Origin of the sequence: Rhodanobacter sp. Col0626, from assembly GCF_049994385.1 — a bacterium.
Taxonomy (GTDB): domain Bacteria; phylum Pseudomonadota; class Gammaproteobacteria; order Xanthomonadales; family Rhodanobacteraceae; genus Rhodanobacter.
The window spans coordinates 3,233,559-3,255,518 of the sequence record NZ_CP188260.1 but is presented as its reverse complement, the minus strand read 5'-3'; the positions used below and the strand labels follow the sequence as shown (position 1 = coordinate 3,255,518).

25 protein-coding genes are annotated in these 21,960 nt (G+C 63.8%); 22 read left to right on the top strand and 3 right to left on the bottom strand.

All coding sequences use genetic code 11. The features are described from left to right. Positions 1–6 precede the first annotated feature (6 nt). The 18 genes from rplE to ACPPVV_RS14270 all read left to right on the top strand — a co-directional run bounded on the left by rplE (position 7) and on the right by ACPPVV_RS14270 (position 11,247). A complete protein-coding gene (gene rplE, locus ACPPVV_RS14355; RefSeq protein WP_426703246.1) occupies positions 7–549 on the top strand; it encodes a 50S ribosomal protein L5 in 543 nt (180 codons plus the stop codon). A gap of 12 nt (positions 550–561) precedes the next feature. Next, positions 562–867 (top strand): 30S ribosomal protein S14, encoded by a 306-nt coding sequence (rpsN, locus tag ACPPVV_RS14350; protein WP_426700561.1) that lies wholly within the window; start codon positions 562–564, stop codon positions 865–867. Between the two features lie 224 nt (positions 868–1,091). Next, on the top strand, positions 1,092–1,487 hold the full coding sequence (gene rpsH / locus ACPPVV_RS14345; RefSeq protein WP_426700560.1) for a 30S ribosomal protein S8: 396 nt from the start codon (positions 1,092–1,094) through the stop codon (positions 1,485–1,487). Positions 1,488–1,498: 11 nt separating this feature from the next. After that, positions 1,499–2,026, top strand: coding sequence for a 50S ribosomal protein L6 (gene rplF / locus ACPPVV_RS14340; protein ID WP_426700559.1), 528 nt, complete (start codon positions 1,499–1,501; stop codon positions 2,024–2,026). Between the two features lie 86 nt (positions 2,027–2,112). Beyond that, positions 2,113–2,466 carry a 50S ribosomal protein L18 gene (gene rplR / locus ACPPVV_RS14335; protein ID WP_426700558.1) on the top strand — a complete coding sequence of 118 codons (354 nt, stop codon included), beginning with the start codon at positions 2,113–2,115 and terminating at the stop codon, positions 2,464–2,466. Between the two features lie 116 nt (positions 2,467–2,582). Continuing rightward, positions 2,583–3,092 (top strand): 30S ribosomal protein S5, encoded by a 510-nt coding sequence (gene rpsE, locus ACPPVV_RS14330; protein WP_426700557.1) that lies wholly within the window; start codon positions 2,583–2,585, stop codon positions 3,090–3,092. Further along, complete coding sequence (gene rpmD, locus ACPPVV_RS14325) at positions 3,085–3,285, top strand: 50S ribosomal protein L30 (protein ID WP_113723935.1); 201 nt, start codon at positions 3,085–3,087, stop codon at positions 3,283–3,285. Before rpsE ends, rpmD begins: the two co-directional genes overlap by 8 nt. 5 nt (positions 3,286–3,290) lie before the next feature. After that, a complete protein-coding gene (rplO, locus tag ACPPVV_RS14320; protein WP_426700556.1) occupies positions 3,291–3,722 on the top strand; it encodes a 50S ribosomal protein L15 in 432 nt (143 codons plus the stop codon). Between the two features lie 4 nt (positions 3,723–3,726). Next, complete coding sequence (secY, locus tag ACPPVV_RS14315; protein WP_426700555.1) at positions 3,727–5,049, top strand: preprotein translocase subunit SecY; 1,323 nt, start codon at positions 3,727–3,729, stop codon at positions 5,047–5,049. Positions 5,050–5,175: 126 nt separating this feature from the next. Further along, positions 5,176–5,532 carry a 30S ribosomal protein S13 gene (gene rpsM, locus ACPPVV_RS14310; RefSeq protein ID WP_426700554.1) on the top strand — a complete coding sequence of 119 codons (357 nt, stop codon included), beginning with the start codon at positions 5,176–5,178 and terminating at the stop codon, positions 5,530–5,532. A gap of 12 nt (positions 5,533–5,544) precedes the next feature. After that, positions 5,545–5,931 carry a 30S ribosomal protein S11 gene (gene rpsK / locus ACPPVV_RS14305; RefSeq protein WP_007513384.1) on the top strand — a complete coding sequence of 129 codons (387 nt, stop codon included), beginning with the start codon at positions 5,545–5,547 and terminating at the stop codon, positions 5,929–5,931. Positions 5,932–5,942: 11 nt separating this feature from the next. Further along, entirely contained in the window at positions 5,943–6,569 is a 627-nt protein-coding gene (rpsD, locus tag ACPPVV_RS14300; protein ID WP_426700553.1) for a 30S ribosomal protein S4, read from the top strand. Between the two features lie 15 nt (positions 6,570–6,584). Further along, complete coding sequence (locus ACPPVV_RS14295) at positions 6,585–7,583, top strand: DNA-directed RNA polymerase subunit alpha (protein WP_056714883.1); 999 nt, start codon at positions 6,585–6,587, stop codon at positions 7,581–7,583. A 306-nt stretch (positions 7,584–7,889) separates the two neighbouring features. Then, the gene (rplQ, locus tag ACPPVV_RS14290; RefSeq protein ID WP_056386810.1) at positions 7,890–8,273 is read left to right on the top strand and encodes a 50S ribosomal protein L17; all 384 of its coding nucleotides are present in this window, start codon (positions 7,890–7,892) and stop codon (positions 8,271–8,273) included. A 190-nt stretch (positions 8,274–8,463) separates the two neighbouring features. Continuing rightward, positions 8,464–8,967 (top strand): disulfide bond formation protein B, encoded by a 504-nt coding sequence (locus ACPPVV_RS14285; RefSeq protein WP_426700552.1) that lies wholly within the window; start codon positions 8,464–8,466, stop codon positions 8,965–8,967. Continuing rightward, on the top strand, positions 8,964–10,340 hold the full coding sequence (locus ACPPVV_RS14280; RefSeq protein WP_426700551.1) for a class II 3-deoxy-7-phosphoheptulonate synthase: 1,377 nt from the start codon (positions 8,964–8,966) through the stop codon (positions 10,338–10,340). The genes ACPPVV_RS14285 and ACPPVV_RS14280 overlap by 4 nt, the downstream gene beginning before the upstream one ends. 119 nt (positions 10,341–10,459) lie before the next feature. After that, entirely contained in the window at positions 10,460–10,876 is a 417-nt protein-coding gene (locus ACPPVV_RS14275; RefSeq protein ID WP_426700550.1) for a hypothetical protein, read from the top strand. Beyond that, positions 10,876–11,247 (top strand): hypothetical protein, encoded by a 372-nt coding sequence (locus tag ACPPVV_RS14270; protein ID WP_426700549.1) that lies wholly within the window; start codon positions 10,876–10,878, stop codon positions 11,245–11,247. Before ACPPVV_RS14275 ends, ACPPVV_RS14270 begins: the two co-directional genes overlap by 1 nt. An 18-nt stretch (positions 11,248–11,265) precedes the next feature. Here the strand turns inward: ACPPVV_RS14270 and ACPPVV_RS14265 are convergent, their stop codons facing one another. Continuing rightward, entirely contained in the window at positions 11,266–12,906 is a 1,641-nt protein-coding gene (locus tag ACPPVV_RS14265) for an amidase (RefSeq protein ID WP_426703245.1), read from the bottom strand. Positions 12,907–12,976: 70 nt separating this feature from the next. Here ACPPVV_RS14265 and ACPPVV_RS14260 point away from each other — a divergent pair, with 70 nt between their 5' ends. Together ACPPVV_RS14260 and ACPPVV_RS14255 are read left to right on the top strand one after the other, a co-directional pair. Next, on the top strand, positions 12,977–13,732 hold the full coding sequence (locus ACPPVV_RS14260; protein ID WP_426700548.1) for a c-type cytochrome: 756 nt from the start codon (positions 12,977–12,979) through the stop codon (positions 13,730–13,732). After that, positions 13,729–15,018, top strand: a complete 1,290-nt coding sequence (locus tag ACPPVV_RS14255; protein WP_426700547.1) for a c-type cytochrome — start codon at positions 13,729–13,731, stop codon at positions 15,016–15,018. The genes ACPPVV_RS14260 and ACPPVV_RS14255 overlap by 4 nt, the downstream gene beginning before the upstream one ends. Before the next feature lie 83 nt (positions 15,019–15,101). On the opposite strand, the gene ACPPVV_RS14250 is transcribed toward ACPPVV_RS14255, so the two are convergent. Together ACPPVV_RS14250 and ACPPVV_RS14245 are read right to left on the bottom strand one after the other, a co-directional pair. After that, a complete protein-coding gene (locus ACPPVV_RS14250; RefSeq protein WP_426700546.1) occupies positions 15,102–15,623 on the bottom strand; it encodes a mismatch-specific DNA-glycosylase in 522 nt (173 codons plus the stop codon). After that, entirely contained in the window at positions 15,607–16,311 is a 705-nt protein-coding gene (locus tag ACPPVV_RS14245) for an ATP-binding protein (RefSeq protein ID WP_426700545.1), read from the bottom strand. Before ACPPVV_RS14245 ends, ACPPVV_RS14250 begins: the two co-directional genes overlap by 17 nt. A gap of 165 nt (positions 16,312–16,476) precedes the next feature. On the opposite strand from ACPPVV_RS14245, the gene rng reads away from it, so the two are divergent. Both rng and ACPPVV_RS14235 read left to right on the top strand, forming a co-directional pair. Further along, positions 16,477–17,961, top strand: a complete 1,485-nt coding sequence (gene rng / locus ACPPVV_RS14240; RefSeq protein WP_426700544.1) for a ribonuclease G — start codon at positions 16,477–16,479, stop codon at positions 17,959–17,961. A gap of 21 nt (positions 17,962–17,982) precedes the next feature. Next, entirely contained in the window at positions 17,983–21,957 is a 3,975-nt protein-coding gene (locus ACPPVV_RS14235) for a YhdP family protein (RefSeq protein WP_426700543.1), read from the top strand. Positions 21,958–21,960 lie beyond the last annotated feature (3 nt).

The window sequence follows — 21,960 nt, the reverse complement described above, 5'->3', positions numbered from 1 at the left end:
AACACGATCATGACGCGCCTTGAAAATTTTTATAAAGAGCAGGTAGTCGCCAAGCTCACCGAGCAGTTCGGCTACCAGAACGTGATGCAGGTTCCCCGCATCACCAAGATCACGCTGAACATGGGCGTGGGCGAAGCCGCGGGCAACAAGAAAGTGCTCGAGAATGCGGTGGCCGACATGGCCAAGCTTTCGGGCCAGAAGCCGATCACGACCAAGGCGCGCGTTTCCGTGGCCTCGTTCAAGATCCGCGACGGCTGGCCGATCGGCTGCAAGGTCACCTTGCGCCGCGCCCAGATGTGGGAGTTCATGGATCGCCTGATCAACATCTCGCTGCCGCGCGTGCGCGATTTCCGCGGCGTGTCCGGCAAGGCGTTCGACGGCCGTGGCAACTACAACTTCGGTATCAAGGAACAGATCATTTTCCCTGAGATCGACTTCGACCAGGTTGATGCGCTGCGTGGCATGGACATTTCCATCACCACCACCGCCAAGACCGACGAAGAAGCGAAAGCCCTGCTGGCAGCGTTCAGCTTTCCGTTCCGCAACTGATAGGCGTTATCCATGGCCAAGACATCAATGGTGAACCGCGATATCAAGCGGACCAAACTCGTCGAGAAGTTCGCCGCCAAGCGCGCTGGACTGAAGGCGATCGTGCTGAGCCCCAGCGCCTCCTATGAGGAGAAGATGGAGGCCCAGACCAAGCTGCAGAAGCTGCCGCGCGATGCCAGTCCGGTACGCCAGCGTACCCGCTGCGCCTTGACCGGTCGGCCGCGTGCCGTTTACGCCAAGTTCGGCCTCGGCCGCAACAAGCTGCGTGAAGCGACCATGCGCGGCGACGTGCCGGGTCTGCGCAAAGCCAGCTGGTAATACAAGAACCGGAGCCGTTCGCAAGGCGCAAGCGTTGCGAATGATTCAACAGGCGACTCCCCATGAGCCGCCGCTGATGCGACTACCGCATCGAGATTCGCTAAAACCTGAAAAGGCTGATATAGTCAGCGGTCTGCGCAAGGCAGGCCGACCTTTCTTGTCGGCTCACAATCTGATTGATTTCCGGTTTTATCGGATATCGGTGCACTCTGAAGGATGTTTTCATGAGCATGACTGATCCCATCGCCGATCTGTTCACGCGTGTTCGCAATGCCCAGGCCATGGGCAAGCCGACCGTGCGTATGCCGTCGTCGAAACTGAAGGTGGCAATCGCCGACCTTCTCAAGAACGAGGGCTACATCCTCGACGCCAAGACTTCCGCCGAGGAAGGCAAGCCGGTGCTCGAGATCAAGCTCAAGTATTTCGAGGGCCTGCCGGCCATCGAGACCATTTCCCGTGTCAGCCGTTCCGGCCTGCGTGTGTATCGCGGCAAGGACGAGCTGCCGAAGGTCCTCGGTGGCCTGGGTATCTCGATCATCTCGACTTCCGCTGGTCTGTTGACCGATGCGCAGGCCCGTGCCAAGGGTCTGGGCGGCGAAGTCATCGGCCAAGTGGCATAAGGAGTCTTTCGATGTCACGTGTTGCCAAACAACCAATTTCCCTGCCGAAGGGCGTCGAGCTGACCGTCGGGGCTGACAACATCTCCGTCAAGGGCCCGAAGGGTACGCTGACCGTGCATCACCTGCCCGGCGTGTCCGTCGTCGTCGACAACGGCGTGGCGAACATCAGCCTCGCCGAGGGCACCGACGACAAGTTCGGCGGCACCGCTCGCGCGTTGCTGGCCAATATGGTCACGGGTGTTTCCACGGGTTATGAGCGCAAGCTCGAACTGGTCGGCGTGGGTTACCGCGTCGCCATGCAGGGCAAGTCGCTGAACCTGAGCCTGGGCTTCTCGCACCCGGTGGTATTCGAGGCGCCGGAAGGCATCAGCATCGAAACCCCGACGCAGACCGAGGTCCTGATCAAGGGTGCCGACAAGCAGGCCGTGGGTCAGGTAGCTGCCAAGATTCGTGGCTTCCGTCCGCCGGAGCCCTACAAGGGCAAGGGTGTGCGTTATGCCGGCGAGAAGATCACGCTGAAGGAAGCCAAGAAGGCGTAAGGCGGATCTGCGAAGACTGGTCAAGCTTGACCAGGTCCTTCAAACGAACCGCTCATACAAGCCGATCCGCTTTCTGGAGAATCACGATGAACAAGAACGAAAATCGCCTGCGTCGCGCCAAGTCCACCCGCAGCCATATCCGCAAGCTGGCGGTGGCGCGTCTTTCGGTGCATCGCACCGGTCAGCACCTGTATGCACAGGTGTTCGATGCGTCCGGTCAGAACGTGGTCGCTGCGGCCTCCACGGTGCAGAAGTCGGTCGCCGAAGGCCTCAAGGGCACCAAGAATCTGGCAGCGGCGGCTGCCGTGGGCAAGGCGGTCGCCGAGCGGGCAAGGGCGGCGGGTATCGAGTCGGTCGCGTTTGACCGTTCGGGTTTCCGCTACCACGGCCGCATCAAGGCGCTGGCCGAAGCCGCGCGTGAAGCAGGTCTGAAATTCTAAGTACTACCCGGATCCGGACGGCCCGCGGGTCATCCTGATTTCCACTGTGTCACCTACAACTCCAAGCGGCTCAGCCGCAAGCAAAGTCCCGGTTCGCCGGGCACATGGAAAAGAACATGTCTTCTACCGATCGCGAAAATTCCGACGGCCTGCTGGAAAAGTTGATTGCCGTCAACCGTGTGGCCAAGACCGTCAAGGGCGGCCGCCAGATGAGCTTCACCGCACTGACCGTGGTCGGTGACGGCGAGGGCAAGGTCGGCTTCGGCTATGGCAAGGCGCGTGAAGTGCCGATTGCCATCTCCAAGGCCATGGAGCGTGCCCGTCGCCAGATGGTCAGCATCGAGCTGAACAACGGCACCCTGTGGTACGCCATCAAGGCCAACCATGGCGCGGCCCGCGTCTACATGCAGCCCGCTTCCGAAGGTACCGGCGTGATCGCTGGCGGCGCCATGCGTGCCGTGCTGGAAGTGGTTGGCGTGAAGAACGTGCTGGCCAAGGCGGTCGGTTCGCGCAATCCGATCAACCTGGTGCGCGCCACCATCAAGGGTCTGCAGGCAGTGGCCTCGCCCAAGAAGATCGCCGCCAAGCGTGGCAAGTCTCTGGAAGAGGTGCTCGGCAATGGCTAAGTCTCAAGCAACCGCCGACAAGACCGTGCGCGTGCGCCTGGTCAAGGGCCTGCGTGGCGTGCAGGCGCGTCACCGCCTCAGCGTCAAGGCGCTGGGTCTGGGCAAGATCAACGACGTCCGTGAACTGAAGGACAGCCCGCAGGTGCGTGGCCTGATCAACACGGTCTATTACCTGGTCCGGGTCGAGGAGTAAGCATCATGCGTCTGAATACACTTAAGCCGAACGATGGCTCGCACAAGACGCGTCTGCGCGTCGGTCGCGGTATCGGTTCGGGTATGGGCAAGACCGCCGGTCGCGGACACAAGGGTCAGCACGCTCGCGCCGGTGGTACGCACAAGTACGGTTTCGAGGGCGGCCAGATGCCGCTGCAGCGCCGGTTGCCGAAGGTCGGTTTCCGCTCGAAGAAAAAGGTCGAGAGCCAGGAAGTGTTCCTGTATCAGCTGGCCAACCTCAAGGGTGACGTGATCGACGTCGTTGCGCTGCATCAGGCTGGCCTGATCAACAGCCGCGCGAAGCGGGTCAAGGTTGTTCTCAAGGGTGAAATCGGTCGCGCGGTGAAGTTGTCCGGTTTGCTGGCTACCGCCGGCGCCAAGGCAGCCATCGAGGCTGCCGGCGGCAGCGTGGAGTAATCAGGTGGCAGCAGCCAAGGGCAATGCACTCGGCAAGCTCGGCAAGCTGACGGAGCTTCGTCAGCGCATCTTCTTCGTGATCGGTGCGCTGGTGGTGTTCCGGCTGGGTTCGTTCATTCCGGTTCCTGGCGTGAATCCGGAAGCGATGACCAACCTGGTCAACGGCAACGGCCTGATGGACATGTTCAACATGTTCTCGGGTGGTGCGCTGGCCCGGTTCTCGGTATTCGCGCTCGGCGTGATTCCGTACATCTCGGCGTCGATCGTGTTCCAGATGATGGGCTCGGTGATACCAAGCCTGCAGGGTTTGCGCAAGGAAGGCGAGGCCGGCAAGCGCAAGATGACGATGTATACGCGCTATGCCACGGTGGCACTGGCCGCGTTCCAGTCATTCGGTATCGCGGTGGCCTTGCAGAACCAGGTGGCGGCGGGTGGCGCGCCGGTGGTTTACACGCCAGGCTTCGGTTTCATCATGTCATCCGTGGTCGGGCTTACCGCTGGCACGATGTTCCTGATGTGGCTGGGCGAGCAGATGACCGAGCGTGGTATCGGCAACGGTATTTCGCTGCTGATTTTTGCCGGCATCGTCGCTGGCCTGCCGGGCGCGGTGGTTCACACGCTGGGCATGGCGAGCAATGGCGAGCTGACGTTGATCAGATTGCTGATGGTGTTCGGATTGTCGCTGTTGGTGACGGCGTTCGTAGTTTTCATGGAGCGCGCCCAGCGGCGCATCACGGTGAACTACGCAAGGCGGTCGGGTGGGCAGAAAGCCTACATGAACCAGAGCTCGAACCTGCCGCTGAAGATCAACATGGCGGGTGTGATTCCGCCGATCTTCGCATCGAGTCTGTTGATGTTCCCGGCGACGGCGATCAGCTGGTTCAGCACGGGTCAGCAGTCGCGCTGGCTGCAGGACCTGACGCAGTCGCTGAGTCCCGGCAATCCGCTTTACGAGATCGTGTTTTCGGTGTTGGTGATCGGTTTTGCGTTCTTTTATACGGCGATCGTGTTCAACGCGGACGAGACCGCCGACAACCTCAAGCGGTCCGGTGCGCTGATTCCGGGCATTCGCCCCGGCAAGGCCACGGCCAATTACATTGATGCGGTGATGACTCGTCTGACCGGTGTCGGTGCGTTGTATCTGGTGCTGGTGTGTCTGGTGCCATCGTTCATGCAGCAGGCCTGGCATGTACCGTTTTATTTCGGCGGCACGTCGCTGCTGATCGTGGTGGTGGTGGTGATGGATTTCACGGCTCAGGTGCAGGCGCATCTGGTCAGTCACCAGTACGAAAGTCTGCTCAAGAAGGCCAATCTCCGCCGCAGCTGAAGCTGCGGAGGGTTGGCTACAAGTCGGGGAGTGGCGACACCACGGTGTCGCAGGGCTTTCCAGTTCGGGTAATTCAGGTTAAAATTGCGCGTTTACCGCGCACGAAACGCATCGGAGAAGTACATCATGGCGCGCATCGCGGGTGTCAATTTGCCGGTCCAGAAGCATGTCTGGGTTGGTCTGCAGAGCATTTTTGGTATCGGCCGCAGCCGGGCCAGGAAAGTCTGCGCGGATGCTGGCGTGGTTCCCACCACCCAGATCAAGTCCCTCAGTGAAGGCGAGGTGGAGAAGATCCGCCACGAAATCGGCAAGTACATTGTCGAAGGCGACCTGCGCCGTGAAGTAGGTATGGCCATCAAGCGTTTGATGGATCTGGGTTGCTATCGCGGCCTGCGCCATCGCCGTGGCCTGCCGGTGCGCGGCCAGCGCACGCGTACCAACGCACGTACCCGCAAGGGTCCCCGTCGCGCGATCAAGAAGTAACGGATTCCGAATATGGCTAAGCCGGTTAAAACCAAGAAGAAGATCAAGCGCGTTGTCACGGATGCCGTGGCTCACGTGCAGGCCTCCTTCAACAACACCATCGTCACCATCACCGATCGTCAGGGTAATGCCTTGTCGTGGGCTACTGCCGGCGGCGCCGGTTTTCGTGGCTCGCGCAAGTCGACCCCGTTCGCTGCCCAGGTGGCCGCCGAGAAGGCTGGCCGCGCGGCTGGCGACTACGGTGTAAAGACTGTCGAAGTGCGGATCAAGGGCCCAGGCCCGGGCCGTGAGTCGGCGGTGCGTTCGCTGAACGCGTTGGGCTACAAGGTGCTCAACATCATCGATGTCACGCCGATTCCGCATAACGGCTGCCGTCCCCCCAAGAAGCGTCGAGTCTAAGGAGCATACCCATGGCCCGTTATCGTGGAGCTACCTGCAAACTCGCCCGTCGTGAGGGTGCAGATCTCAGCCTGAAGAGCCCGGCGCGTGCGCTGGATTCCAAGTGCAAGCTGGAAAACAAGCCCGGCCAGCATGGCGCGAACAAGCGCATGCGCATGTCCGACTACGCCGTGCAGTTGCGTGAGAAGCAGAAGGTCAAGCGCATCTACGGTGTGCTCGAGCGCCAGTTCAGCAACTACTACACCAAGGCGACCACCCTCAAGGGCAACACCGGTGAAAACCTGTTGCGCCTGCTCGAGAGCCGTCTGGACAACGTCGTCTATCGCATGGGCTTCGCGGTGACCCGCGCCCAGGCCCGTCAGCTGGTTGCCCACAAGGCGATCCTGGTGAATGGCAAGAAGGTGAACATTCCTTCCTACCAGGTGCGTCCGGGCGATGCGATCGCGCTGACCGAAAAGGCCCGCACCCAGCTGCGTGTGCAGGAAGCGGCGACTGTGTTCGACACCATGGACCTGCGTCCGATCTGGGTCGAAGTCGACGCCAAGAAATTCGAAGGTACGTTCAAGTCGGTGCCGGATCGCGGTGATCTGCCGTCCGACATCAATGAAGCATTGATCATCGAGCTTTACTCGAAGTAATTACCGGAGCTCTGCATGGCAGTTTCGTCAACTAGTGTGCTGCGGCCTCGGGGCCTCAGCGTCGAACAGCTCGGAGCCAACCGCGCCAAAGTGGTGGTCGAGCCGCTCGAGCGTGGCTTCGGCCACACCCTGGGCAACGCGCTGCGTCGCGTGCTGCTCTCCTCGATCCCTGGCAGTGCCATCGTCGAGGTGGAAATCGATGGCGTGTTGCACGAGTACACCACGCTGGAAGGCCTGCAGGAGGACGTCATCGAAGTCCTGCTGAACCTCAAGGACGTGGCGATTCGTCAGCATACGGGTGATGAAGTCACCCTGACCCTGTCCAAGAAGGGCAAGGGCGTGGTCACGGCCGGCGACATCGTCGTCGACCACTCGGTGGAAATCATCAACCCCGAGCATGTGATCTGCCACCTGACCAAGGATATCGCGCTCAACATGCGTTTGAAGGTGCGTCGCGGCGTCGGCTACCAGCCGGCCAGCACACGCCAGCATCCGGATGACGAGGCACGTCCGATCGGTCGCCTGCAGCTGGATGCGTCGTTCGCGCCGGTGTTGCGCGTGGCTTACGAAGTGGACGCCGCCCGTGTCGAGCAGCGCACCAACCTCGACAAGCTGGTGCTGGATATCGAAACCAACGGCACCATTGGTGCTGAAGACGCGGTCCGCAAGGCCGCCGAGATCATCAATGACCAGCTGTCCGTGTTCGGTGACTTCTCGCGTCGCGAGAGTGCTACCGACAAGGCGGAGAAGAGCGGTTTCGATCCGCTGCTGCTGCGTCCGATCGACGATCTGGAGCTCACCGTGCGTTCGGCGAACTGCCTGAAGGCCGAGAGCATCTATTACATCGGCGACCTGGTGCAGAAGACCGAAGTCGAGCTGTTGAAGACGCCGAACCTGGGCAAGAAGTCGCTGACCGAGATCAAGGATGTCCTTGGCGGTCGCGGTCTCGCGCTCGGCATGAAGCTTGAGAACTGGCCGCCGCCGGGTCTTTCGCACGGCATGCAGCTGGGTTGATGGTTCGCGATCATTCGTGATCGCAAGCAAGACCGGTGTACTGGCGAGGTCGAGTTTCGGCTCTCTCGCCAGGCGCCACCAGCGGCCGGCTTGGTCGCGTTGTTTTTTGCGGTCCCCTTTGATCGCTGTGTCATTCGGTTTGGCGAGTACGGTTCGTTTCGGCTCCGCCAGCTGCCAAAGACGGCCGTCCACGACGGCCGTACTTTCGAACAAGAGCCCGGTCCAAAAAGGCTCCTCATAGCGGGTAACCGCGGGAATCCGGACATACGCGCCGGCTTTTCATAACAACAGACAGAGAATCAAGTCATGCGCCATCAAAAATCCGGACGCAAACTCAATCGCACCAGTTCGCATCGTGAAGCCATGTTCAAGAACATGGCCTCGTCGCTGATCAAGCACGAACTGATCCGTACCACCCTGCCGAAGGCGAAGGAACTGCGCCGCGTCGCCGAGCCGCTGATCACGCTGGCCAAGGCCGACGGTGTGGCCAATCGCCGCCTCGCCTTCTCGCGCCTGCGCGACAAGGAAGCGGTCGGCAAGCTGTTCGTCGAGCTGGGCCCACGCTACAAGGAGCGTCCCGGCGGCTACCTGCGCATCCTCAAGTGCGGCTTTCGTCCCGGCGACAATGCGCCGATGGCGTATGTCGAGCTGGTGGGGCGTCCGCAGGTCGAGGCGGTCGACGCCGAATAAAATCGATCGGTTGCATTGATCGAAGCAGGGCGTCCAGACGTCCATGCACACGAACCCGGCCGGGCAACCTGCCGGGTTTTTGCGTTGGCGGTCATGGGAATCGCGGATATCTCCGTTGAATCTGGCGCGCCTGCTGACAGCGCCCCGACGAACGGGTAATGTCGTTGGTCCCGCAACGCAGCAATTCGCCATGAACCCATTTCGCTGGTCGTATCGTGTCAGTTTCATCATCGGCTTCCTGATCTGCGTGGGCCTGCTCGGCTTCGCGCTGTTCTCCGAAAAGTACTGGCACCTGATTCCTTGTCCGCTGTGCATCTTTCAGCGAATCGGGTTTCTCGTGATGGCCGTATTTTTCCTGCTGGGGGCGTTGCATGCGCCGCGTGGTGGTGCGCGCTGGATTTATGCCGGCGGTGCATTGCTGGGGGCGCTGTTCGGGATTGCCGTGGCCGGCCGGCACCTGTGGATCCAGTCGCTGCCAGCCGATCAGATTCCTTCCTGCGGTCCGCCGCTCGATTACATGTTCAGCGCATTTCCGTTTGCCCGCGTGCTGCAGTTGGTGTTTACCGGTTCCGGTGAGTGCGCCAAAGTGGAACCCATTCTCGGATTGCCGATGCCTGCATGGACTTTGCTGTGGTTCTTCGTGCTGGCTGTGTTGGCGATTGTCGCTTCGCGTCGCCGGGTTCGGTCGGCATGAATGCCACCATTGCCACCGGCGTTTCCGCATCTGGCCAGTGGACTCCCGACTCCTGGCAGCAGCGCGTGGCGCTGCAGCAACCGCATTACGATGACGCGGCCGAACTGGCCATCGCGGGGGCGCACCTGGCCCAGCTGCCGCCCCTGGTGACGTCGTGGGAAGTGTTGGCGCTGAAGCAGTCGCTGGCCGACGCGCAGGATGGCCATCGTTTCCTGCTGCAGGGCGGTGATTGCGCAGAGACTTTCGCCGACTGCACCAGTCCGGTGATCTCGAACCGGCTCAAGGTATTGCTGCAGATGAGCCTGGTGCTGGTGCACGGTCTGAAGAAGCCAGTGTTGCGGGTGGGCCGTTTCGCCGGGCAGTACGCCAAGCCGCGTTCGACCGACAGCGAAACACGCGATGGTGTGACCTTGCCGAGTTTTCGCGGCGACCTGATCAACGGTCCGGAGTTCACCGCAGCCGCGCGGCGGGCGGATCCGCAGCGGATGATCCAGGCACACGCGCATTCCGCGTTGACCATGAACTTCGTTCGCGCGCTGATCGACGGCGGCTTTGCCGACCTGCATCATCCGGAGTATTGGGATCTGGCCTGGGTCGAGCATTCGCCGCTGGCCGCCGAATACCGGCAGATGGTCGCGGGCATCGGTGATTCGCTGCGCTTCATGGAAACGCTGGCCGGACCGATCGCAGGGTTTTCCAAGGTGGATTTCTTCACCTCGCACGAGGCTCTGCTGCTGCACTACGAACAGGCGCTGACCCGGCAAGTGCCGCGTCACCCCGGTTTCTTCAACCTGTCCACCCATTTTCCGTGGATCGGCATGCGCACGGCTGCGCTGGACGGCGCGCACGTGGAGTATTTCCGCGGCATCCGCAATCCGGTGGCGGTGAAAGTCGGCCCAACCGTGACCCCGGCCCAGCTGTTGCCACTGATCGCCGCGTTGAACCCGGACGACGAACCCGGCCGGCTGACCCTCATCCACCGCATGGGCAACGCCAGGATTGCCGACGCCTTGCCGCCTTTGCTCGAGGCGGTGAAACGCGAAGGCCATCGCGTGCTGTGGGTGGCCGATCCGATGCACGGCAATACCGAGAGCACCTCGAACGGTTACAAGACCCGCCGCTTCGACAACATCCGCGGGGAGCTCGACCAGGCGTTCGACATCCACACCGCAACGGGCACCCGGCTCGGCGGCGTACATCTGGAACTGACGGGGGAAGACGTTACCGAGTGCATGGGTGGCGCGCGCGATCTCTCCGAAAGCGATCTCGATCGTGCCTACAAGTCGATGGTCGACCCGCGCCTGAACTACGAGCAATCGCTTGAACTGGCGATGTTGATCGTGCGCAAGTCAGCAGGTCAGTCCGGCCGCTGAGGGTGACAGGTGTCATGGCTTGGAACTGGCAACCCGCACTGAAATGCGCCCGCCGGATGCGCGAAGGTGATGCCTTCCGACAAACAGCAGGGCGCTGAGCGATGACCGGAACCACTGCCATGACGCCGCGCGTCGATTCATGGACGCTGGCGGGCCTGGTGCTGTTGCTGTTGCCGCTGCTGACCATGGCGCACGAGCTGGCGGGGCACGCACTCACCTGCGTCGCCACGGGCCATCTGCCCAGCGAGCTCGGCGCTTATTACGTTGAATGTCCCGATACCGGCCTATGGGCCAGGCGCGTCGTGGCGATGGCTGGCACCTGTATGGACGTGGTGCTGGCTGTGCTGGCCCTGGTCGGCTGGCGCCGCGTACAGCGACCGCTGCCACGTCTTGTGCTGTGGATCGTGTTCACGGTGAAGGGCATGGTCGCGGCCGGCTACTGGATGTTCTCCGGTGTTTCCAATCTCGGCGACTGGGGTCCGGATGTGGCGGTGGCATCGGCCCGCTGCCATGGCCCTGGTTTTGGCGTGTATTGATGTTCGCCGTCGGTCTGGTCGTCTATATCAGCGTCACCAAGCGTGCGATCCGGATGATGGCGGTGATGCTCGGCGGCGGCGAAATTGCCCGTCGCACACATCGCATCGCCATGACGATTTATCTGATCGGTGGCGCGTCTGCCGTGCTGGTGAGCTTGTTCAACCCGCTCGGCATGGCGATCACTCTGATGTCCGCGGTTGCTTCATCGTTCGGCGGCACCGCGGGATTGTTCAACGTGGCGTACTCCAAACCCTGCGCCGAGCCGCCCCGGGATTTCGTGATCGGCCGACACCACGTCATCGTCTTCGCCGGCGTGCTGGTGACGCTGGCATTCGCGGCGGTGCTGGGGCCGACGGTCTATCTGCACTAGCACCGCGCCGCGATCGCCCTACCGGTCACCCACGGGTTTGCCGCCAACCGTGTCGAGGAAATGCGGCGGTTGCCACGCACCGGCGTGTTGCTCGAAGCCGTAGGCGATCGAGATCAGCGTCGGCTCGCTCCACTTTGCGCCGAACAGCACGATCCCCACCGGCAGCCCGTGCGTGAAACCGGCTGGCACGGTAATCGATGGGTAGCCGGAAACTGCCGCAGGCTGCGAGACGCCGCCAATGGTGGGATCGCCGCTGACGACGTGGTCACCGAGTATCGGATCGGTCATGAAAGCCGGCCCCCACGACGGTGCCAGCAGCGCATCCAGGTGTTGCGCCTTCAATGCGGCATCGATGCCTTCCGGTCCCGACAGGCGCTTCGCCTTGGTCAATGCATCCACATACACCTTGTCGCTGAGTGGCCCTTTCTTTTCGGCCTGCTCGAACAGCTCCTGGCCAAACCACGGCATCTCGGTATCGGCGTGTGCGCGGTTGAAGGCGATCAGGTCGGCGAGTGTTTTCACCTTGAGCCCGCGACGACCAGCCAGGTAGGCGTTGATGTCGTGCTTGAAGTCGTACTGCAGCACGGTGATTTCCGATTCACCGAGGTCGGCCAGGTGCGGCACGGTGACCGGGTCGACGATGATGGCACCCTGCGCCTTCATCAGCGCGATCGCCTGTTCGAGTACCCGATCGGCATTCGGCTCGGCGCCGGCGAGCTGACGCACCACGCCGATGCGTTTGCCCTTCATTCCATTCGGATCGAGGAAGCGTCGATAGTCGGTGGCATGTTTGTCCGCTTCGGCCGTGGCCGGGTCGCGCGGGTCGCTGCCGGCGATCACCGTGAGCAAGGCGGCGGCGTCGGCCACGTCGCGTGCCATCGGGCCGGCGGTGTCCTGGCTGTGGCTGATCGGCACGATGCCGCTGCGGCTGACCAGGCCAAGGGTAGGTTTGATGCCGACGATGCCGTTCATCGCGGCGGGGCAAATGATCGAACCGTCCGTCTCGCTGCCGATCGCCACCGTAGTCAGCCCGGCTGCCACCGCGGCGGCGGAGCCGGCACTGGAGCCGCAGGGATTGCGGTCGAGCACGTAGGGATTGCGGGTTTGTCCGCCGCGTGCACTCCAGCCACTGCTGGCGTGGTTCGAACGGAAATTGGCCCATTCGCTGAGATTGGTCTTGCCGAGGATCAGCGCGCCGCCCTTGCGCAGCCGCTCGACCAATCCGGCGTCGCGCGGCGCGGGTGCATCGGCCAAGGCCAGCGAGCCGGCCGTGGTGAGCATGCGGTCGCCGGTGTCGATGTTGTCCTTGAGCATTACCGGGATGCCATACAGCGGCCCGCGCTGCTTCTCGCCACTGCGCGCGTGGTCGAGCGCGCCAGCGCGCGTCAGTGCATCGGGATCCGTCTCGATCACCGCGCGCAGGGTCGGGCCGGACTGGTCGACCTGCCGGATGCGATCGAGGAGCTGCCGGGTCAACTGGCGGCTGTCGAGCGTACCGGCATCCATGCGCTGCTGAAGTTGGACGATCGACATGTAGTTGGCGGCCGCTGGCGAGGCATCGGTGGCGATGGCTTGCGCGGCAAGCAAACTGCCGACGAGTGCGGCGAGACAGAAGGCTGGACGGCTCACGGTGATCCCCGGTTGCGGCGAATGCGGCATGTTGTCGCGAATGCCCCAGCTTAGCTCCGGATCGCAGCGAGCGCTGCTGCCGCGAGCGTACAATTTAACGATGAACACGAACGCCAGCCTGCGTCCCGCCAAGCCGTTCGGTGCCGCGGCCCTTGTGGTCGGCTTGCTTTTCGGCAGTCCCGGTCATGCCGCCGATACCGCCGACGCGCGGCCGATTCCCGACACCTTGCAGCAACGCGTCGCGTCCTGCATCGCCTGTCATGGTGTGCACGGCGAAGGCACGCCCGGCAGCGGTTACTTTCCGCGCCTGGCCGGCAAGCCTGCCGCCTACCTGGCGCGCCAGATTCAGGATTTCCAGAATGGCCTGCGCAAGTACGCACCGATGGAATACACCGTGCGCCAACTGAGCCCCGCGTACATGCGCGAGATCGCCGAATACTTCAGCGCGCAGCAGGTGCCTTATAGCCGCTCGCCACTGCCGCCGGTTTCCGCCGCGACATTGCAGCGTGGCGAACAGCTCATCGGCAAGGGTGATCCGGCCCGCAAGATCCCCGCTTGCACGAGTTGCCACGGCAGTCAGCTGACCGGCGTGGAGCCGTCCATGCCCGGACTGGTCGGCCTGCCTTACGACTACATCAGTGCGCAGCTCGGCTCGTGGCGCACGCATACCCGCGCCACGGTGGCGCCCGATTGCATGGCCACGGTGGCGAACCGGCTGGCCGAGTCGGACATCACCGCGGTAGCCGCGGCGCTGGCCAGTCGCCAGCCGCCGGCCGATGTGCACGCGCAGGCAGCCGGCACCGTGACACCGCCGCTGTCCTGCGGCGTACTGGGCACGACGGGAGACACGCCATGACATGGCTGCGCTGGATGTGGCTGCTGATCTTGCTGCTGGTTCTGCTGGTATTGGGGTGGGTGCTGTTCGGTGGTAGTCATCGCCCGACATCAACGGGCGCAAGCAAGGTCACTGCGGCGACCTTGCGCGATCCGGCCCTGATCACCCGCGGTGAATACCTGACCACGGCCGGCGATTGTGCCGGCTGCCATACCGCGCAGGGTGGCGCCGCCTATGCGGGTGGCCGCTCACTGGCCACGCCATTCGGCAATATCCCCGTGCCCAATATCACCCCCGATCGCGAAACGGGCCTGGGTGAATGGAGCTTCGAGGATTTCTGGCAGGCGCTGCATGCCGGCAAGGGTCGTCATGGCGAGTTGCTGTATCCGGCGTTCTCGTACACCTCCTACACCAAGGTGCACCACGACGACGCACTGGCGATCTTCGCTTACCTGCAATCGCTGCCACCGGTACATCAAGCGCCTGCTGCATCGACGTTGTCGTTTCCGTACAGCGTGCGCAAGAGCTTGGCGGCATGGCGCGCATTGTATTTCAGGGAAGGTGTGTTCCAGCCGGATCCGGCGCAGTCGCCGCAGTGGAATCGCGGCGCCTATCTGGTGCAGGGACTCGGCCATTGCAACGAATGCCACGGCGCACGCGATTCGCTCGGTGGCACGGCGCAGGACGCGCACCTGGCCGGTGGTCAGATTCCCGTGCAGAACTGGTATGCGCCCGACCTGAGTACCCGCCAGAACGGTGGCCTGCAGGGCTGGAGCGAACAGGACATCGTCGATCTGCTGAAGACCGGTCAGTCCGCCAAGGGCGCAGCGTTCGGTCCGATGGCGGCCGTAGTGGCGGGCAGCACCCAGCACATGACCGACGAGGACCTGCACGCGATCGCCGGTTACCTGCACTCGCTGCCGCCGCGGCCGCCGACACCAGCCGAGCCATCACCGTTCAATGCCGGGACGATGGTGGAGCAGGGTGAGAAGGTCTATGCCCAGCACTGCGCCGAATGTCATCGCAAGGATGGCAGCGGTGTGCCCGGTGTCTATCCACCGCTGGATGGCAACTCATCAGTGACCGAGCCGAGCGGCATCAACGCCATCCGCATGGTTCTGCTGGGAGGTTTTGCGCCGGCCACGAAGGCCAATCCGCGGCCGTATTCGATGCCGCCCTATGCCCAGCAGTTGAACGATCGCGACGTGTCGGCGGTGGTCAGTTATATCCGGCGAGGCTGGACCAACCAGGCCTCGGCGGTGCGTCCCGAGGATGTCAGCACGTACCGGCAAACACCGATCGACTGAGCCGTAATCAGGATGCGTAGGAGCCCGCTGGCGGGCGATGCTTTTGCTCGACCTCCAAAAAAGCATCGCCCGCCAGCGGGCTTCTACGCGTTGGTGTTGATGGTGCGATACAGCTCGCCCAACGCCAGCCAATGCGCCAGGTTCCAGTGTCCGCGGGCCTGTCCGGATGGCGACGGCAGCACGAACAACTGCGTGCTGCCGATGGTCTCGTCCTGCAGCCCGTAATCCACCGCGTGGCCGAGCGCGCCGCGCGCCGCGTTCTTGCTGGTGAAGGCGAGCAGGCGTGGTGCGTGCCGCTCGATCTTGGCGATCAGTTCGTTCGCGTCGAAGGCATCGCGCGGCAGTTCGCTGTCATTGCCGCTGTGACGCTTGGCGAGGTCGGTGAGGCCGATGCCGTAGCCGGGCAGTTGGGGAAACTCCGCGGGTGCCAGCCGGTGCGGAGTCAGGCCGGCCTCGAACAGCGCGCGCCAGAAAAGATTGCCGGGGTGGGCGTAGTACGCGCCTTCCGCAGCCGATCGCTTGCCGGCGGCGGTGCCGCAGAAAACCAGCGTCAGCCCGGGTCGCAACAGGTCGGGCAGGATGTGGGGGTCAGTCGACGGCGACATGGCGGGGTCGATTCCCGTCAAGCAGGAAATCGGTGAACTGGAAGCGTCCGTCGCGCAGCACCGATTCGCCACGGCGCAAGGCCAGTGGCTGGCGAAACAGCGGGCCGGCGTAACTCAGCGTGTGGAATTCGCCGCGTTCGCCACAGGGGTCGACGCCGGCCGGCAGTCCGTCGAGCAGGGCGGCATCGTAGTCGCGGCCGCAGAAGTCGGCGTCGAGCTGCTGGGTATCCACGCAGCACAGCACCGCGCGATGGCCCTCGCCGACAAAGCGGCGCGACAGCGCGGCGGTGTCCTCGCCCCACAGCGGAAACACCGCGCGCCAGTTTTCCCGGCCGAGCTGGCGCACACGGTAGTCGCGCACGTCCTCCAGGAACAGGTCGCCGAACGCGCAGTGGCGGATGCCCGGCCAGCGCATTCGCGCCTCGACCAGCGCTTGCGCGTGGGCTTCCTCGTAGGCATCGTTGCTGCCGGGCCAGTCCAGCATCACCTCGACCAGTGGCAGTCCGAGTGCGGCGGTCTGTGCCAGCAGCACCTCGTGCTGCACGCCGTGCATGGCCACGCGCCGGTAATTGCGGTTGATCGTGGTGAGCAGGCCGACGACCCGCCACTGCGGGTCGGCCAACAGGCGCTGCAACGCCATCAGGCAGTCCTTGCCGCCGCTCCAGGCCAGCAGAATGTCAGTCGTCATGTCGGCGCTTTCTCCTTCGTTCGCCGGCAACGATACCGCGGGCGTGCCGGGCAGGCATGTTGATGCCGGTCGTGATTCAGGAAAGGAAGGCGGATTTCCCGAATTACCACATCGACAGGTTGCGCCTGCAGCCGCTATAAAGATGGTCAATTTGGGGAGTATGCGGTGAGTGAAGAAATCCTGATCAACGTGACCCCCCGCGAGACGAGGGTCGGTGTGGTCGAGAACGGCATGTTGCAGGAGGTCCATGTCGAGCGCGCCTCCCGGCGGGGCTATGTCGGCAACGTCTACAAGGGCCGCGTGCAACGGGTGATGCCTGGCATGCAGGCGGTGTTCGTGGAGATCGGGCTGGAGCGCGCGGCGTTCCTGCACGCCTCGGATATCGTGCGCCTGCCGTCGTCGGCCACCGATGGCGTGGAGTCGAACGGCAACGGCAACGGCCACGTGCCATCGATCAGCGAACTGGTGCACGAGGGCCAGGAGATCGTGGTGCAGGTGATGAAGGACCCGATCAGCACCAAGGGCGCGCGGCTGTCCGCGCACCTGTCGATTCCCTCGCGTTACCTGGTGCTGCTGCCGTACGCGCGCACGCTGGGCATTTCCGCCCGCATCGAGGACGAGGCCGAGCGCCAGCGCCTGAAAGATGTGCTGACCCCGCTGATCGGCGATAACCCGCTGGGCTATATCGTGCGCACCAATGCCGAAGGGCAGAGCGCCGAATCGCTGGCGTTCGACGTGGCCTATCTCACCAAGGTGTGGCGCGTGGTGCAGGAAAACATGGCCAAGGCCAAGGTCGGCGAGCGCGTCTACGAGGAATTGTCGCTGCCGCTGCGCAGCCTGCGCGACATGCTCAACGAGGACATCGAGAAAGTGCGGGTGGATTCATTGGCCACTTACGAGAAGGTGGTCAAGTTCGTGCACAAATTCATGCCGAGCCTGGACGACCGCATCGAGCACTACGACGGCGAGCGGCCGATCTTCGACCTGTACGGCGTCGAAGACGAAATGCAGCGCGCGCTGAGAAAGGAGGTGCCGCTGAAATCCGGCGGCTACCTGATCGTCGACCAGACCGAGGCGATGACCACGATCGACGTCAACACCGGTGCCTATCTCGGCTCGCGCAATCTGGAGGAAACCGTCTACCGCACCAACCTGGAGGCGGCGCAGGCGGCGGCGCGCCAGCTGCGCCTGCGCAACCTCGGCGGCATCATCATCATCGACTTCATCGACATGAACGATGAGGAGCACAAGCGCCAGGTGCTGCGCATGCTCAACAAGGGGCTGGCGCGCGATCACGCCAAGACCACGGTGTATCCGATGTCGGCGCTGGGCCTGGTGGAGATGACGCGCAAGCGCACCACCGAAAGCCTCGCGCGGCAGCTATGCGAGCCCTGTCCGACCTGCAACGGTCGCGGCGTGCTGAAAACCGCCGAGACGGTGACCTACGAAATATTCCGCGAAATTACCCGTGCGGTACGTCAGTTCAACGCCGAGAAATTGCTGGTGATGGCGAACCCCGGCGTGGTCAACCGCATCCTGGAAGAAGAGTCCAGTGCGGTTGCCGAATTGGAAGAGTTCATCTCTAAAAGCATACGCTTCCAGGCGGAAGAGCATTATTCGCAGGAACAGTTTGATGTCGTTTTGCTGTAAATCCGGTGCGGGTTGCCGCGCGTGAACGCGTTGTGGCAGCGACGGCTGCATCGTTGTGCCCGGACGTTGGGCTGGACTACCGGGACCGCACTGATCCTGTGTGCCGTGCTGGCTGCGTTGGCCCAGTTGCTGCTGCCGCTGCTGGCGCGGCACCCGACGTGGGTGGCGGCACAGCTCAGCCAGCGGCTGCAACGGCCGGTCAGCTTTACCTCCATGGAAGGCCGCTGGACTGGATCGGGGCCGCTGTTCGTGATGCACGGGGTGACGATCGGGGCGGCCACGGGTGAAACCGGTGCGCCGCTGCAGCTTCCCGAATCCGAACTGAAACTCGATTTCGGTGGCTGGCTGCTGCCCTCGCGGCATCTGCTCAACCTGCACGTGCGTGGTCTGCAACTGGATCTTTTGCACGACGCTGGCGGCTGGCATGTCAACGGCATCGGCGTTGCCGGCGGCAACAAACGGCAACCGTTGTCACTGGGCCGACTGTCGCTTGATCTGTGGCTGGAGGATCTGCGCGTGGTGGTTGCCGACACCACGCTCGACCGGCGCTACACGCTGCTCTCGCAGCAGTTGCGCTTGAGTCATCAGGGTCGGCAGATTCGCTTCGGCGGCATCCTGCGGCGCGTCGGCGTGACGGCCGCGGTGCGCACGGCCGGCCGCTTTCGCGACGATGGTCGGGCCGGCCAGGTGTGGGTCGGTGTCGACGATGCCGAACTCAGGCCGCTGCTGGAAGGCATCGACATGGGCGGCTATACGGTCGATCACGGAAACGGTCGATTGAGTGCGTGGCTCGACTGGCGCAAGGGCCGGTTGACGCACAGCCTGATCCGTTTCGACCTCGATACCCTGGCCGTGAGCGCCCCAGGCGGGAGCACTGCCAGCGTGGCGGCACTGCACGGTTTGGTCGGGGTGCGGCAGATGGCCGACGGATACGACGTACGCTGGGCCGGCGACGATGGCAGCGCGCTGGCGCTCAGCCTGCATCAGCCTGGCAGTCCGCAAACCCGGGCGGGCGTTGCCGCGCGCGAACTGCAACTGGCGCCATTGTTGCCGTGGCTGGCGCTCAAGCCGGACCTTTCACCGGCGCTGGCGCAGTGGCTGGGCAGTGGACATCCACGTGGCGACCTGACCCGGCTGGCACTGCACTGGAGTCGTGGTGAAGGCCTGCAGGCGGTCGATGTGGCGTTCAGCGATCTGGGCATCGATCCGGTCGGTAAACTGCCGGGTGTGACCGGCCTGCACGGCGAGCTGCGCGGCGATGCCGAGGCGTTGTCGCTGGAGCTGCCGGCGCAGGCGACCACCTTGCAGTTTCCGCATCAGTTCCGGCAACCGTTCGTGCTGTCGAAACTGGCCGGCACACTGGCTTTCTGGCCGGAGGACGGCGACTGGCATATCGGCGTGGACACACTGGATTTCGCCGGCACCGGCTATGCGGGTGACGTTCGCGGCGAGGTGATCCTGCCGAGCCAGGGTGGCCCGCCATTCATGGATGTGTATGCCGCCCTGGATCACGCCGACGTCACCGCGGCCAAGCTGTTCTGGCCACTCGGTTCGATGTCGCCCGGCACCATCGCCTGGCTGGACCGCGGCCTGGTGGCCGGTCAGCTCGATCAGGCACAGGTGCTGGTGCGGGGCGATCTCCGCGACTGGCCGTTCCGTCACAACGAAGGCCGTTTCGAGGCGCGCGCGGTGATCAGCGGCCTTACCCTCGATTACGGCAAGGACTGGCCGCATGGCGAGGGCATCGATGCGGTGGCCAGCTTCGTCAACAACGGCATGCTGGTCGAAGCCAGCGCCGGTCAGTCGCTCGGCGTGAAAGTTGATTCGGCCGTTGCGCTGATTCCGGATTTCGGCAGTGGCCTGCTCGACCTCAACGTGCAGGGCAATGGCAGCGGCGCCAGCCTGATGGAGTTTGCGCGCAAGAGTCCGATCGCCAGTCACCAGGCCGACACGCTGGCTAAACTGAATCTGGGTGGCAGCGGCACGTTCCAGTTCCATCTGGCGCTGCCGTTGAAGAACGCCGAAAGCGCGCAGTTGAATGGCACCGCGCAACTGAAGGACGCCGACCTCAGCGCGCCGGACTGGAACCTCCAGCTGGACAAGCTCAACGGTCCGCTGCAATTCGATGCGCACGGCCTGCAGGCCGACGCGTTGGATGCAGGTTTCCGTGGCCAGCCATCCAAATTGCAATTGGCGATCGCTGCGGCCAACAAGGACCCGGCGACTGTACTGTCGGCGCAGTTGCAGGGCAGTTACAGCATGGCCGAACTGGTGCAGGATTATCCGTCCCTGAAGTGGCTCGGCCCGCTGGCCGCCGGCCGCAGCCACTTCGACATCGGCTTCACGATTGCCCATGTACCCGGCAGTGACGCGCTCGCGCAAACGCTGAGCGTCGACTCGCCGCTGAGCGGTATCGCGCTGGATCTGCCGGCACCGTTGCACAAGCCGGACGCCTCCAGCCTGCCGTTGCACCTGAGCATGAGCCTGCCGATCGGCGGCAGCGATCTGCGCCTGACACTGGGCGACGTGATGCAGGGACATATGCGTCTTTCCGATGGGCCGCAGCGGCCACTGGCGGCCACCCTGGCCTTTGGCAACCAGATGCCCGAAGCCTTGCCTGCGCGCAACCTGCGCATCCGCGGCCATGCCGATCGGTTGGATGTCACCGGTTGGGTGCAGCGCGTGGTGGCCGGCAGTGGCGGCGACGGCCCGGGACTGGAGAGCATTGACGTCAGCACCGACCGGGCCGAATGGTTCGGCCGTCCGATGGGACCGTTGAAGATTGGCGCAACGCCGAAGTCCGACATGTTGAGCGTGGACGTGGATGGCACCGCGATGGCCGGCAACTTCAGCGTGCCGAGCCAGGAGCTGGACAAGCGCGGCGTCACCGCCCGGTTGCAACGACTGTACTGGCCGAAGGATGCCACTGCCCGATCCGCCAGTCAGGCCGGTGCGGGCAGCACTGCCGGTACCACCGATGCGACGGCAGCCAGCAACGCCCCCAGCGCCACGACACCGGCTCCCGATCCCGCCAACACCGGCATCAATCCTGCCGCGCTGCCACCATTCCACCTGTGGGTGGGCGATTTGCGACTGGGTGACGCCAAGCTCGGTGAAGCCCGCCTGGAGACCTGGCCCACGGCGAACGGTCTGCATATCGAGCAGTTGCGCGCGCTGTCCAGCCGCGTACAGATCAACGCCAGCGGCAACTGGAACGGCAACGCCAGCAACAGCCATACGCACATGAAGATCAGCTTCGCCGCCGAGGATCTCGGCGCGATGCTCGGCGCGTTCGGCTTCGATGGACTGGTCAACGGCGGCAAGACGCGCGATCAGCTCGACGCCAGCTGGCCGGGCGGCCCCAGCGCGCTGTCGCTGGCCACGATGGACGGTATCCTCAGCATCCAGGTCAACGATGGCCGCATTCCCGAGGCTGCGTCGCCCGGCGTGGGGCGGTTGCTTGGTCTGGTTTCGCTGGCCGAACTGCCGCGCCGCCTTACCCTGGATTTCGGCGATGTGTTCGGCAAGGGCCTGGCATTCGATTCGATCAGCGGCGACTTCCATCTGGCCGATGGCAATGCCACCACCGACAAACTGTTGATCGCCGGCCCGGCGGCAAACATCAGCGTGTCCGGCCGTACCGGCCTGCGCGCCCGCGACTACGACCAGCAGATGGTGGTGGTTCCACACGTCGGCAACAGCTTGCCGCTGGTCGGCGCCGTGGTCGGCGGGCCGATCGGTGCGGCCGCGGGTTTCGCGGTGCAGGGATTGTTGGGCAAGGGCTTGAACAAGGCGGCCAGCGCGCGCTACCGCATCACCGGCAGCTGGGATAAACCGGTGATGACCCTGGTGGAAAAACACGGCAGCGCAGCGGCATCCCAGGGCACACCTGCCATCCCTGCCAGCATCGCGCTACCTGCGGCCGTCCCCCGGACGCCTGCGCCGTCGGCCAGCAGCGTGTCGTTACCGGCGGCAGCCAGCTCGACCCCGCCGTAAGCC